At 62.8% G+C, this 14,503-nt stretch carries 9 protein-coding genes; 6 read left to right on the top strand and 3 right to left on the bottom strand.

Going from position 1 to position 14,503, the window contains the following annotated elements; genetic code table 11:
• The first annotated feature begins 3 nt into the window (after positions 1-3).
• The gene (locus LOM8899_RS17780) at positions 4-882 is read left to right on the top strand and encodes a transglutaminase family protein (RefSeq protein ID WP_093993594.1); all 879 of its coding nucleotides are present in this window, start codon (positions 4-6) and stop codon (positions 880-882) included.
• A gap of 502 nt (positions 883-1,384) precedes the next feature.
• Here LOM8899_RS17780 and LOM8899_RS17785 read toward each other — a convergent pair.
• A complete protein-coding gene (locus LOM8899_RS17785) occupies positions 1,385-4,426 on the bottom strand; it encodes an efflux RND transporter permease subunit (protein ID WP_093993595.1) in 3,042 nt (1,013 codons plus the stop codon).
• On the bottom strand, positions 4,423-5,640 hold the full coding sequence (locus LOM8899_RS17790; protein ID WP_245820593.1) for an efflux RND transporter periplasmic adaptor subunit: 1,218 nt from the start codon (positions 5,638-5,640) through the stop codon (positions 4,423-4,425). The genes LOM8899_RS17785 and LOM8899_RS17790 overlap by 4 nt, the downstream gene beginning before the upstream one ends.
• A 223-nt stretch (positions 5,641-5,863) precedes the next feature.
• On the opposite strand from LOM8899_RS17790, the gene LOM8899_RS17795 reads away from it, so the two are divergent.
• From LOM8899_RS17795 to LOM8899_RS17805, 3 genes are read left to right on the top strand one after another with little or no spacing between them, the layout of a single operon-like run.
• The gene (locus tag LOM8899_RS17795; protein ID WP_093993597.1) at positions 5,864-6,958 is read left to right on the top strand and encodes a Gfo/Idh/MocA family protein; all 1,095 of its coding nucleotides are present in this window, start codon (positions 5,864-5,866) and stop codon (positions 6,956-6,958) included.
• A gap of 39 nt (positions 6,959-6,997) precedes the next feature.
• Entirely contained in the window at positions 6,998-8,134 is a 1,137-nt protein-coding gene (locus LOM8899_RS17800; RefSeq protein ID WP_093993598.1) for an amidohydrolase/deacetylase family metallohydrolase, read from the top strand.
• On the top strand, positions 8,131-9,297 hold the full coding sequence (locus tag LOM8899_RS17805; RefSeq protein ID WP_093993599.1) for a hypothetical protein: 1,167 nt from the start codon (positions 8,131-8,133) through the stop codon (positions 9,295-9,297). Before LOM8899_RS17800 ends, LOM8899_RS17805 begins: the two co-directional genes overlap by 4 nt.
• Before the next feature lie 20 nt (positions 9,298-9,317).
• On the opposite strand, the gene LOM8899_RS17810 is transcribed toward LOM8899_RS17805, so the two are convergent.
• Positions 9,318-9,593 (bottom strand): DUF6522 family protein, encoded by a 276-nt coding sequence (locus LOM8899_RS17810; RefSeq protein WP_245820594.1) that lies wholly within the window; start codon positions 9,591-9,593, stop codon positions 9,318-9,320.
• Between the two features lie 322 nt (positions 9,594-9,915).
• Between LOM8899_RS17810 and LOM8899_RS17815 the strand changes: the two genes are divergently transcribed.
• Entirely contained in the window at positions 9,916-11,094 is a 1,179-nt protein-coding gene (locus LOM8899_RS17815; RefSeq protein WP_093993600.1) for a metallophosphoesterase family protein, read from the top strand.
• Positions 11,091-14,498, top strand: coding sequence for an AAA family ATPase (locus LOM8899_RS17820; protein ID WP_093993601.1), 3,408 nt, complete (start codon positions 11,091-11,093; stop codon positions 14,496-14,498). Before LOM8899_RS17815 ends, LOM8899_RS17820 begins: the two co-directional genes overlap by 4 nt.
• The last annotated feature ends 5 nt before the right edge of the window (positions 14,499-14,503 follow it).

Here is a 14,503-nt window from a genome sequence, read left to right on the forward strand (position 1 = left end):
CGCATGCAGTACGATATTCGGCTCACGATTTCGCACAAATACGCGCAACCGGCCGACAACGGTCGGCACATGCTGCGGGTTCTGCCCCGCCACACACCGGACCGACAGCGGTTGACCGCCCATCTCGTCGAGGTTCTGCCCGACCCGGACGATCGCCGCGACGGCGTCGATTTCTTTGGAAATGCGATGACCTCCGTCGCCCATTTCGAGCCACATGACGAGATGATCATTCGCATGGCCTGCCGGGTCGAAATGGCGCCACCCGGTCGCTGGATCGACTCTGGCCTCGGCTATGACGGTCTGCGCGCCGAACTCGCCGGATGCCGCGATCTGTCCGCTGCTTCGCCACTGCATTTCCTCGGACCGTCCCCCCGACTTCAGCCCAATGACGACATCGCCGCATTTGCCCGTGGCTGCGCAAAGCCCGGCGAGAGCATTGCGCAAAACGTCATCAGTGTAGGCAAAGCCCTTCACGACGCCATCACGTTCGACGCCACGGCCACGACGGTCGACACCGATCCCGCCGATGCGTTCCGGCAGAAGCGCGGTGTCTGTCAGGACATGACCCACATCATGATCCTCGGGCTTCAGGCGCTGGGCATACCGGCCGGCTACGTCAGCGGCTTTCTGCGGACATTGCCGCCCCCAGGCGGTGTACGGCTCGAAGGGGTCGACGCGATGCATGCCTGGGTCCGCGCATGGTGTGGGGCAGAGCAGGGGTGGATCGAATACGATCCGACGAACGCCACGCTTGTCGGGACGGATCATGTCGTTGTGGCCTATGGGCGCGACTACTCGGACGTCAGCCCCGTCATCGGGCACCTTCGCTCGTCAGGCCCTCAGATCAACTCGCAATCGGTCGACGTGGCTCCTGTCGAATAGCGTTCGGAAACGTGGCGCACCTGCGGCAGGGTTCCGTGTGGAATAGAGTTAGGTGGAGCGGCGGACCTTGGATGAGATCAACGCAAGCATCTATCGCCAGCCGCCCCCTGTCGGTAACGGCTGGACTCGCCATGAACCTTGGTCAAGCCGCGCGGTAGCCCCCCAAAGCACCGAGGCCCACTCGCCCCTCGACACCAGCCGGACGTTTGCGAGACATCGGGTGCAACTCACGGCGCGCTTATGCGCAGTCATTCCAAGATTGCTGCGCCAACCGGTAGCGGTATCGGCGCTGAAATGCGCCTGCGGCAAATGTCATCTCCGACACGCCCGGCTCTGCCTTTGTGTGTTTCGGTACAGCGTCCGTAGCCGTCTTTCATCTTGGCCCAAAAACTCCCGCCGGAGGCTCCCGAAATCCGGCCCTCAGCCGCCGTCCGACTGAGAGCCCGCCGTCACCACGACGATGCAAGTAGCACCTTGCGCCCGCTCAGGACCGCGACGGCAGCTAGACCTCGCGCGGTTGATTGGCGCCCAATACCGTGACCAAACCCCGACGCACCCGCCTCTTCAGCCCTTCGACAACGCTAAAGAGAGACGGCACGAACAACAGCGACAGCAACGTCGACAACAGCAACCCGCCGATCACGGCAATCGCCATCGGCGCCCGGAACTCACCGCCTTCGCCGACCGCCAAGGCGCTTGGCACCATGCCAGCCGTCATCGCGATCGTCGTCATGATGATGGGGCGGGCACGCTTATGTCCCGCGTCGATCATCGCGGCATGCTTGTCCCAGCCGTTACTCATGGCGGTCAGCGCAAATTCGGTGAGCATGATCGCGTTCTTGGTGACGATACCCATCAGCATCAGGAATCCGATCACGACCGACAAACCAATGCCCGAGCCGTTCAGATAGAGCGCAAAGATCGCGCCGCCGATGGCCAGCGGCAAGGACATGAGGATCGTCACGGGTGTCAGGAAGCTGGAGAACAGCAACACCAAAACCACGTAGACGAGCAGGATTCCCGCCCCCATCGCCAGCCCGAATTGCGTGAAGATATCGGCCATGACCTCGGCGTCGCCGGCGGCTTGAATCTGGGTTCCTTCCGGCATGTTTCGGGCAATTTCCAGATCGTTGACGGCCGCTGTCGCGGGTCCGAGCAGGTAACCGTCGGTGACATCGGCCTCGACCGTCGTGCGGTATTGGCGATCGTATCGCTCAATAGTGCTCGGCCCGGTGGACAGAACGACATCCGCTACGACACCCAATGGAACCGGGGTTCCGGTGTTGCTCGCGATCCGCAGATTGGCGAGGCGAAACAGGTCTTCGCGCACGTCCTGCTCCAGCCGCACAATGATCGGAATCTGCCGATCGCCATTGTTGAATTTGGCGACGTTGCTGCCCGATTCACCGATTGTCGCGATCCGCAGGGTGGATGCCAGCGCCGCGGAGGTGACGCCAAGTTCGGAGGCCAACTCGGGGTGCGGCGTGAGCTGAATCTCGGGGCGCAGCAGCGACGCCGAGCTCGATGCCCGAGAGACAGCGGGCAAGTCGTTCATCGCATCGGTCAGTTCGTCAGCGGCCGCCGAAGTGCTTTCAACGGTGTCGCCAAGAACGCTGATTGTCAGGTCGCGCGAGCCGTTCTCGGACAGAACGAACAGCCGGACGTCCGGGATCTGCACAAGCAAGGCTTCGATATCGTCGATGATATCAAATGAGCTCCGCTCGCGATCCGATTTCGAACCGAACCCGATATTAATCGTAGCCGAGGTGCCGTCGCCATCCACGAACACGGTTTCGACTTCTGGCACGGTTTGGATCCGCTCGGTCACTTCGCGTGCGACGGCCCGCGTTTCGTTCAGCAACGACCCAGGTGGCAGTTCGACGGAGACGCTGGCCCGGCCGGTATCGGAGGCTGGCACGAATTCGGTGGGCAATAGCGTGGCCGAATAGATCGATCCGGCGAAGATACCGACGCCGATCAGCAGCGTGATCGTCCGGTTGCGCAAGGTCCAGGCCAGAATCCGCATGTAGCTCCGCATGATCGGACCGTCGGTTTCGTCTTCTTCGAGGATACCGTCGCGCAGGAAATACGCGGCCATCATTGGCGTGATGAGCCGGGCAACCAGCAGCGAGAACAGAACGGCCACAGCGACCGTCAGCCCGAATTGCTTGAAATACTGGCCGGCGATGCCGGACATGAAACTGACCGGCGCAAATACTGCCACGATAGTGAAGCTGATCGCGATGACGGTCATCCCGATTTCTGAAGCCGCCTCTTCCGAGGCCTCATAGGCCGGCTTTCCCATCTGAATGTGTCGGACGATATTCTCGATCTCGACAATCGCGTCGTCCACCAGAATCCCCGTCACAAGCGTGATCCCGAGCAAGGACACCGTGTTCAACGAGAACCCGAGATAGTTCATTACGATGAACGTCGGAATGATCGACAGCGGCAACGCGACCGCTGTGATGATCGTCGCCCGCCAATTCTTGAGGAACAGGAACACCACGATGATCGCGAGCGCCGCGCCCTCGTAGAGGGTGTCCATCGCCGAATGATAGTTTCCTTCGGTATAGACGGTGGCGTCGTCGATCAGCGAAAACGTCGCGTTTGGATAGGTCTCGCTCAGTTCCGCCAGCCGGTGCTTGGCATTGTCGCCGGCCGTCAGGTCGCTGGCCCCGGTCGCCCGAAACACGCCGAAGGCGACGACCGGCTGACCGTTGAACATCGCGAACGAGCTCACCTCGGTGGATCCGAACGACACGGTGCCGAGCTGATCCAGCCTGACGTTGTGGCCCGTCCCCAGCGTAATCGGCGTCGCGCCCAGTTCCTCGACGGTCTCGGCGCTGCCAAGCGCCCGGATCGAATACTCTTGCCCCGCCAGATCACCGGAGCCGCCCCCAAGATCGATGTTGTTCTGCAAGAGCTGGTTGTTCACATCCGACGCGGTCAGACCGAATGCAAGCAGCCTGTCTGGATCAAGCTCGACCTGGATCGCCTCATCGGCGCCGCCGATCCGGCTTACCTTGCCGACGCCGGCTTGGCTCGTCAGTTCGCGGGCCACGACCTCGTCGACGAAGTAGGAGAGATCCTCGATCGTCCGACTGGGGTCGGAGACGGCATAGGTCAGAATTGCGGCGCCGGTGACGTCCAGTCTTTGGATTGTAGGTTCTGTGATCGTATCGGGAAGATCGCCCTGAACACCGGCAACCGCGTCCTTGATGTCGTTGAGCGCCCGGTCCGTATCGACTTCGAGATCGAATTCGATAGTGACGATGGCGATCCCATCCGCCGCAATAGCCGTGACATGGTTGACGCCGGTCACGTCAGACACGGCCGTCTCGACAGGTTTAACGATCTGGTTGGCGATCTCGGAAGGTGCCGCGCCAGCCTGCCCAATCGTCACCGTCACGATCGGAAAATCGACATTTGGAAACTGCGTGACCGGCAGACGAAAGAACCCGACAAGACCGACGATCACCAGCACGAGGAACAATGCGACGGTCGGCACCGGCTGCCGAATGGCCCATGTGGACATGTTCATTGGGCTGCCCCGTCCGCAATCGCGATGTCGGGATGAATCGGGTTGATCGCGTCGCCGTCACCGTAGAATGCTCCGGCCTTGGCGACGACAACTTCGCCCGCCGCCAATCCCGCTACCACTTCGCGCCGATCCTGCCAGATCAGGCCAGCCGTCACCGGGCGCTTTTCGAGGATGGTGTCGTTCACCACCAGAGCATAGGTGCCGGCACTGTCGGTCAGGATCGCAGTCGTCGGAACGGTCAACGCCACCCGGTCGGTTACCGTAATCAGGCCGCTGGCAAAGACGCCGGATCGCAGGCCGCTGGGATCGCTCGTTTCGATCCGAATGGTGCCAAGCCTGCTGACCGGATCCACCGTCGGAGAAATGCGCCGAACCGTCCCGGACATTTCACCGACGCCTGCCACCGACAATTGAGCACTGTCACCGACGGTGATCTGGCCAAGCGCGGTTTCGATCACATCGGCTTCCATCTCGACCACTCCGCCGGAGATAATCCGGAAGATCGGCTCGCCGCCGGAAGCGGCAATGGCTCCGATCTGACCGTTGCGGGCGGAGATCAGTCCGTCGACCGGTGCACGTAAGGTCGCCCGTTCCAGGTTCAGCTCTGCGATATCGAGTTGCGCCTGTGCCTGCTGCAATTGCGCCTGTGCGACAGCCAGCCCGTCTTGCGCCGAGGCAACGGCGGCCTCGGCTGTTTGCGCATCGGCAAGAGCCTGATCCAAGGTCGCCTGTGTCGTGGTGCCTGCTTCCTGCAAACGCTCCGCCCGGTTCAAGGCAGACGCGGTCCGCGTCGCAGAGGCATTCGCGGATGTGATCTGGCTTTGCGCTTGCCTGACGCTTGCCTCGGCCCGGGCGTATTCCGCCTGCGCCTGCGCAAGCTGCGCGGTGAGGGTGTCGGCGTTGAGCGTGGCCAGCACGTCGCCCGCCTCCACCTGATCACCGACATCGACGCCCAGCTCTTCAATCGTGTATCCGTTGACTTGCGGATAGATCAGCACCTCGTCCCGCGGGACCAATGTCCCCGAGACAGGCACCTGTGCAATCACCTGCGCCTCGACGGCCGAAGCAACCGTGACCGACGCAATCGTTGGGCCTGTCGCTGCTGCTTGCTCTTGTGCGAGAGCGGGTCCAAAGGTCAAACTGCCGGCCAGAACTGCGCCGAAAAGCCAGTTGATGCGGCCCGCGCCGAGCATGTCGTCAAGTGTAATAGGCATTGCTTGTCCAATCAAAGTGCACCGGAGAGGCTTGAATCCGCACGGGCATAGAACGTTCAGTTTGCATATCGTTGCTTATCCAATTCATTGTAACTCTGCAAAAACGAACACAACGCACCGGGACATGCGCGTTTTTTTTGCGGTTGTCTGCCTGCCCGGTGTGCAGGACAAAGCCTTGTGCCTCTCTGAATGCCGGACCAAGATACCAGCGGGAGGGCCGTAAATGTCAGACAAGGTTCGGGTTCTGGTGGTTGGATTGGGCAACATGGGTGCGTCCCACGCCAGCGCCTATCACCGCAACGACGGTTTCGAGATCGTCGGGCTGATGAGCCGGTCGATCAAGGACCGCGACATCCCCGAGGCGCTGTGCGGATATCCTCTATTCGACGATTTTGACGCCGCCATGGCCGAGGCAAAGCCGGACGCCGTGTCGATCAACTCTTGGCCCAACAGCCATGCCGATTACGCGCTCAAGGCCTTCGCCGCCGGATGCCATGTGTTCATGGAAAAGCCGATTGCCACGAATATCGAGGATGCCCGCCGGGTCGTCGATGCCGCGAAAGCCGCCAACCGAAAGCTGGTGCTTGGCTACATCCTGCGCGTTCATCCCAGTTGGATGACCTTTATCGAAAAGGCGCAAACCTTGGGAAAGCCGTTGGTTATGCGGATGAACCTCAATCAGCAGAGCTCCGGTCCCGCATGGTTCGGACACAAGAACCTGATCGACAGCCTGATCCCCATCGTCGATTGCGGCGTCCATTATGTGGATGTCATGTGCCAGATGACCGGGGCGAAGCCCGTGCGCGTGCATGGGATTGGCGCCAGCCTCTGGGCCGACGTCCGGCAACAGAACTACGGCCACCTTCACGTCACTTTCGACGATGGATCGATCGGCTGGTATGAGGCGGGCTGGGGTCCGATGATGTCCGAAGAGGCGTTCTTCGTGAAGGACGTGATCGGACCGAATGGCGCTGTGAGCATCACGGCAAAGCAGGGCGCCCGGGACGAGAGCCTCGACCTGTCCGACAGCGCCGATATCGACAAGCACACCAAGACCGATGCCATCCGCATTCACCACGCTGCCGTTGGCCCGGACAAGGAGTTTCTCAAACCCGACGAGATCCTCTCGATGGAGGACGAGCCCGACCACCAAAAGCTTTGCGACCGCGAGCAAGCCTTGTTCCTGCGGGCGATCCGCGAAGATCTCGATCTGACCGACGCGACGGATGCCGCCGTCAATTCGCTGCGTATCGTGCTGGCCGCCGAGCAGAGCATCAAGGAGGAGCGGGCGATCACGCTTGATGACAGCCATGAATGACACAGCAGACCTACGCCACACATGCCGGACGTCTCCCACATGAGCGCCGATCTGATCCTGCGCGGAGGTCGGGTGATCGACCCGGCCAACCAACGAGACGCGGTCGGCGACGTCTTTGTGACCAACGGAGCGGTGTCGGCCGACCCCGCCCCCGGCGCGACAGAAATTAATGCGACGGGCTGTATCGTCACGCCGGGCCTGATTGATCTTCACACTCACGTCTATTGGGGCGGCACCTCGCTTGGCGTTGATCCGGCGACCTACGCGGCCAAATCCGCCACCCCGACTCTTGTCGATGCGGGCAGCGCCGGGCCGGGCAACTTTGCGGGGTTCGCCGCCCATGTGATTGCCCCGGCCGTGCCGCGGGTTTTGGCCTATCTGCACGTCAGCTTTGCGGGCATCTATGCCTTTGCCTCGCGGGTGATGGTCGGTGAGAGCCACGACATGCGCCTGATGGCCGCACGCGAAGCCGCCGAAGTCGCCCGTGCCCATCCGGGGTTGATCGTCGGGATCAAGGTCAGACTCGGAGCACATGCCAGCGGGGATTCACGGGCTGCACCTCTTGATGTGGCGCTCGACGTGGCGGATGCGACGGGTCTGCCCCTGATGGTTCATATCGATGAGCCGCCGCCGACCTATGGTGCCGTCGTGTCCCGGCTGCGCAAGGGCGACGTGCTGACCCATTGCTTTCGACCCTTCCCGAATGCGCCGATGAACGGGCAGGGAAAGGTCCGCCCGGAAGTGCTCGAAGCGCGCGAGCGGGGCGTCTTGTTCGATATCGGGCACGGCATGGGCTCGTTCTCTTGGCGTTCGGCGCGGGCCATGCTGGCAGAGGGATTTCGCCCCGACGTGATCTCTTCGGACATCCACGCGCTTTGCCTCGATGGGCCGGCGCACGATCTGCCGCATGTGATGACCAAGTTCCTCGCCTTGGGTTTGCCCTTGGCGGACATTGTCGCAATGACGACGACCGCTCCGGCTAGCGCCCTGTCGCGGACCGACCTTGGCCACCTCACCCCCGGCGCACCCGGCGACGTCAGCGTTCTGCGGCTGACGCCGGGCAACGTCACTCTGACCGATGTGGAGGGAGAGACCGTGATACACGGCGAAAGGCTCGCCGCTGTCGGTTATGCCCGCGACGGCGTCTGGCACGACAGTCCGCAGGCAACGCCTTGAATTCGATCTGGGCCTACCCGTGGGATCTGCACGACGTGCCGGACGCGCTTGCCAAGATCGCGGCGACCGGGGCCGACACGGTGAGCCTTGCTACGTCTTACCACGCCGGTCGGTTCCTTCAGCCCGGCAACCCACGGCGGCGCGTGGTATTTCCCGAGGACGGGACGGTCTACTATCCCCCCGATCCGGCGCGCTGGGCGGATGCCGAGATCGTTCCACGTGCGGCGAGCGTCGTGGCGGATGAGGGCGATTGGCTGGCCAAGGTCGCGGCGGAGCAATCTGAGGGCAGGTTGAATCTATCGTGCTGGACGGTCTGCCTGCACAATCTTCGCCTCGGAACGGCGCATCCCGGCCATGCGCTGCGCACGGCGTTTGGCGACCCGGTCCCGTACGGACTGTGCCCATCCTCGCCGGCAGCGCAGGCGTATGTCGCGGGCATCGTGGCCGAGATTACGGAAACCTATCGACCAGCGCGGATCGAGTTGGAAAGCCCCTCTTTTATGGGGTTCGACCACGGCTTTCACCACGAGAAGGACGGATTGGGCTTGCTTCCCGAGGATCGGTTCCTGCTTGGTCTTTGCTTTTGCGATCACTGTCTTACCGGGGCAAAGCGGGCAGGTGTTGACGCGATTGCCGCCCGCCGTCTCGTCTCGCGCCTGCTTACCGATGCCTTCGAGCGCGAATTGCCTGCCGCGCAGTTCCCCGATTTTACCGAAATCGGCTTGCGGGCCTTTGACGGAATGCCCGCGCTATCCGACTTTCTGGCGTGGCGCTGCAAACCGGTCACGGCACTTGTCGCCCGCTGCCGCGCTGTGGCGCACCCCGATACGCAAGTGGTGCTGATCGACTCCGCGATGAGTTGGTGGGAGGGCGTTGACCGGGCAAGTGCGGCCGCCGCCTGCGACGGGCTGCTTTATTGCGCCTACGACACCCCGGCGGAGAGGGTGGCAGACGAACTCAAGGCGGCTCGCGCGGTCATCGGGTCGGAAGCGACACTGATCGCGGGGTTGGCGCTGTTTCATCCGATGGTAAGGGACAGCGCAGATTTCACGGCCCGCGCCACAGCCGCGCAGCGCCATGCAGATGGGTTGACCGTCTACAACTTCGGCCTTGTGCCAGCGGCGCGATTGGACTGGGTGCGCATGGCGCTGTCACGCGGCTAGCGTCCGATCATCGACAGCACTTACGCCGGTCGTCGCGGCGGCACGACCGGCGTTTTGGAGATGAACAGTACCGTGCCATCGGAAGCGCAGGTCAGGCGAACCTGCTTTTGATTGTGAAAGAAATACAGCCGGAAGCGGCCTTCGTCCTCGCCAACCCCGATTTCCGAGCGGCTCGTGATATCGCCGCTCCGCATGCGTTCAGGCACCTCGGCCGGTTCGAGGCCAAGCAGCGGTCCGAGGTCTTTGGCGTCGATCGTGGTCTGGCCGTCCGTCACGTTGATCTTCATCTTCGCCATATCCGAAATCCTTCGTTCACCTTGCATCGCTGGCGACGCGTCGCCGTCTGGACCGCCATCGCCGATGTGGCAAAACATGAGCTGACAACGACCCGCTGTCGAGCCGCAGATAGCGGGGTGTCGCGGGACACTGGTCCATATTGCCCCGTCCAGCGCAAGATCGGGCGTATTCATCGGACAACCGCAGAAGAGATGCCCGCAGGCGCTCGCTCTCACGCACCACCGGCTTTGGCAGGCCATGCTTGGTTAGTTCTGGAAACAAAGATTGAACACTTGTATGAATTTCACACGCTTGGGTTCACAGGCGTCGTGATGGGGTAACATGCGCCTTCTAATCTCCGCGGACATTCATTTAGGTTCCCCGATCCGTTCTGCCGCGCTGCGAAACCCCGAATTGGGCGAACGGCTCAAGCAGGCAAGCCGCGATACATTCACCGGGCTGGTCGACCTCGCCATCGTCGAGCAAGTCGACGCTCTGGTTCTGGCGGGTGACATTTTCGACAACGATCATCCCGACCTGAAATCGCGTGCGTTCCTGATCGCCCAACTCTCACGGGCTGCCGAGGCCGGTGTGCCGACGGTCTTGATCCGGGGCAATCACGACGCCCTCCTGGATCATCGGGCTCATGGCGAGCTTGGGCCGAATATCCACCTGCTTCACAAGGGAACCCCGACCGTCGAGATTGCCGGAGTCGCATTTCACGGGCTGTCTTTCGATGCCGCGCACGAAACCAAGAGCTTTCTGCCCGATTATCCTGTTCCGGTGCCAGGCAAACGGAATGTCGGGCTGATGCACACGTCGCTCGATGGCGCGGCGGGACACGATCCTTATGCGCCCTGTTCCAGCAAGGATCTGATGGCAAACGGCTATGATCTCTGGTGTCTCGGACATATCCACGCGCCTTTCGAGAAGGTCAGCGGGCCGGTGCTTGCAGTCATGCCCGGCATTCCTCAGCCCAGACATTTCGGTGAACGCAGCGGCGGGACCGTGACAATGGTCACCCTCGCTGACGGGCCACCTGAATTCCAGCGACACGATATCGGCCGGATGGGCTTTGCTGAATGCGCGTTGGATCTGACCGAATGCACCAATCAGCAAGAGGTCTTGCGCAGCCTGCTCGACGGGCTTCGAGCGGCCCGCGTCGATGGACGCGACACCGCGGTGCGCTTGCAGGTGATCTCGGATCGGTTCGCCACGGAGATGATCTCCGAATTGGCGGGCGAGCTGCTGGAGAACATCGACGGCGTCTACCTCGACAAGGTGAAGGTCGTCGCGCCACCCGCCAAACCCGGAGCTGTGCCGGACGATCTGGTTCGGCTCATGCAAGAGGAACTCGACGAATCCGGTTTTCGCCTTGCTGCGAGCGAAATGCTGGAAGACCTGCGACTGGCCCTGCCTGCCGAAATCGCTGACGAGTTGGACGAAGATCACCTCGACAGCCTCCTCGCCGAGGCCATAGCAGAGGTGTCGAAGACGCTGCATGCGAGGGGTGCGGAATGAGGCTGAACCGGCTCGATCTCATCCGCTACGGCCGCTTCAAGGATGCCGAAATCGTCTTGCCAAAACACGGTAACGGCGCTGCCGACGTGACGGTGATCTTTGGCCCCAACGAGGCGGGAAAATCCACGGCCTTCCATGGATTTATGGACCTGCTGTTTGGATTCAAAGGCGGTGCGCACCCTTATGCCTTCAAGTTCGAGCGGAGTGATCTGCTTGTGGGTGCGGAGCTTGACCTGCCCGGTCGTGGAGCAGTGATTTTGCGCCGCAATGGCAAGCGGAGCCGGTCGCTTCTCGACGCGCAGGACCGGCCTCTCGAAGAGGCGATCCTTGGGGGCGCTTTGCACGGTCTCGACCGCGATGCCTATACCGAGCGGTTTTCGCTGAATGACGAAAGTCTGCGCCGTGGCGGGGAGCGGATCGCCGGGGCCCAAGGTGATCTGGGCCAACTCCTCCACGCGGGCGTGTCTGGCCTTACGGGGATCGCCGCGACCCTGGATGAGCTATCCGCGCGGGCGGATGGTTTTCACAAGAAGCATGGGCGGGCCACATGGCTCAAGACCGGCAAGGATCGGTTGACCGAGATTGGACGTGAGCTGCGTGCCGACCGCCTGACGATCGAGCGCGAACGCAGCCTGCGCCGCGACCGGGACCGCGCCACAGCCGCGTTTGAGGAGGCCGCCGCCGCGTTGCGGCAGGCTCACCAGCGGCAGGCAGCGGCAAAGGCGGCACAGGTCTGGTATGGCCGGTCTGACGAGTTGACGCGCATAGACGAGGCGCTCACAGCGTTCCCAAGCGGACCTGACCTGCCCTTGAACACGAGCGAGCGGGTTGCCGGATTGGTCGAAAAGATCGCCAATCTCGAGGCCCGTTTGGCCGAGGCCGCAGAAGACATCCTCCGCCTCGACACGGCGATCTCCGAAAATGCGGCAGATCCTTTGGCCGAACCGCTTGCGGCAGAGTTGGCCCGGCTCGAACAACTCACCATCGACGGCGCACCCCTCATGGGACGCGCGACGACCGCGCAGGCAGACCTCGCGAGGCGCTTTGACGAGATCCGCGAGCAGGACCGGTTGATCCGCGATGTTCTGACCAAGCTCTCGGTATCGGAGGAGGCCCTGAGTGTCCTCGTGCTCACCCCCGACGCGCTCGAAGATCTCAATCGTGCGACGCAAGACGTATTGACCGCGCGGGCCGCTGCCAAGGCGGCACAAGACAGGCTCGACACCGCACGCAAGCAGATGGGCGAGGCGCCACAGGAACCGCAGGACCTGTCAGCGCTCAGGGCGGCGCATGACGCATGGCAGACCGTCGCCGATCTGACGTCGCACGAAACCGCAACAGATCAGGCCGCTGCCCGACTGACCGATGCCGTCGCGGGATTGCCCGCCACATGGAAGGGCCTGATCGAGGCCGGGCTGCCAGCACGCGAAACCGTTGACGATGTCGCGCGGGAATACCTGACGCTTACGGCTCAACTGACGTCCGCCGAAAACGAGCGTGAGTCCCATGCCGCTGAACTGGCCGAAGCACGTGCGGAGCGCGAAGCGCAGGAGGCCGCACCGGATACGGTCGATATCGCCTCGACCCAGCAGGCTCGCCGGACCCGAGATCTGACCTGGAAGGGCCACCGGGCGGAAATGACGGATCGCTCAGCAGACGCCTTCGAAGAGGCCATGTATGCCGACGACAGTGCCCGCGCCCACTACCAGACCGGCACGGAAGCGCGACAGCGCCTCCAAGCTGCAAGGTCGAGGGAGCGGACAGCGCAGGCGCGGCTGGATACGGCCAAGGCACGGCTGGACGATATTGCGGACCGACACGGAAGCTTGTCTGAGCGGATCGCCTCGATCAGTCGCGCCATTGGGTTGCCCGAGGACAGTGCCGCATCTGCGCTGGCTGCGCGCCATCAGACGTTGACCACCGCCGCGGCGGCCGCGGCCGACCTGGCCAACGCGCAGGCTGCCCTTAAATCACGGCAAGCCCGCAAAGCAGCCGCCCTCACTGCCCTCTCCGAGGCGGCGCAGCAGGTCGGTCTGGACACCGACATCGCCAATCTACCGTCCCATGCGCTCAAGTCGCTGACGCTGGAAGACAGCCATCGGCAGGCCTGGACCAAATGGCAAAAGGCGCAAGAGACCGTGGCGGAACTCGATACCGAGGCCAGGCAGGCCGGTTCTGAACGCGATGAAGCGGAACGCTCGTTGGACAGCCTGACCGCGACCTTGCCTTTGACCGATCGTTCGCCCGCCGGTTTGCGTTCCGCTCTGCCGCACTTGCGCGCACTTCAGCAATTGCACGCCGATCGGCAAAAGCTTTCCACCCGGATCGAGGCGCTGGAACGCGCGATCTCGGCCATGAAGGACGGTGCGAAAAGGCTGTGCAGGATACTTGGCACTTCGGAGGACGAGGCTCTGACCGATCCCCTGCGGGTGATCGACGATGCACGGGCGCGGGCCACAGCCGCGCGACGCGCCGATGAGAAACGTATCGAGGCGACCGAAAGGCGGGAGGCTGCAATCTCTGCCAGAGACCGCGCCGAAGCCAACCGGAACGAGGCGCAATCAGAGTTGAACGACTGCTTTTCCGGGCAAGGCGCGTCCGATCTCGCTCCCTCCGACAGGGTTGCGCAGCTGGTGGAGCGGGACCGACAACGCGCGGCGAGGGCAACCGCCGACAAGGAGCGCAAGAGCGCACGGGACAGCGTGGATCCGGAGTTGTTCATCGATGAACTTGCCCGGCTTCCGGATGCCGTCCGCGCGACGGAGCTCGAAATCGAACAGAAGGACGCCCAAGACAACCGCGACGCAGCGCGCGATGCCCAGCGTGAAGCCGAGCGCATATACAAGGAGGCCTTCGACGCCGCGGATCGAAGCGACCTGGCCACCGAGCAGGCGACCATCCTCGAGGAGTTGCGGGACGGCGCTCATAGAGCCGCTGTCGCCCGGCTCGGGGTGCTCGCGGCGCGGGGCGCGTTGCGACGGTTGGCTGCGGAGCGGCGCAGTAGCATGTTGCAGGATGTAGAAGAAGCCTTTGTGTCGATGACCGCCCCCGCATGGACCGGCGTCGACGTCTGGAGTCAGGACGAAGGTGAGAAGCTCGTGGGAATCCAGCCTGGCGGCGGGTCCGTCCCTGTCGAGCAGATGTCGACCGGGACCATGGGCCAGCTGTATTTCGCGCTGCGGCTGGCGGGTTATCGGGCCTTTGCCCGTGATCCGGGACCGCTGCCGATGGTGCTCGACGACATCATGGAAACATTCGACGACACTCGTGCGCGAGCCGCGCTGCAATTGTGTGCCGAGATTGGAAAAGGTGGTCAGGCCATCTTGTTTACCCATCACGCGCATCTTGTCGAACTGGCCCGCGATACGATCCCCGGTGTCGGTGTGGTCGACATGCCCGCATGACGGCG

Origin of the sequence: Flavimaricola marinus, assembly GCF_900184895.1 — a bacterium.
Classification (GTDB): Bacteria; Pseudomonadota; Alphaproteobacteria; order Rhodobacterales; family Rhodobacteraceae; genus Flavimaricola; species Flavimaricola marinus.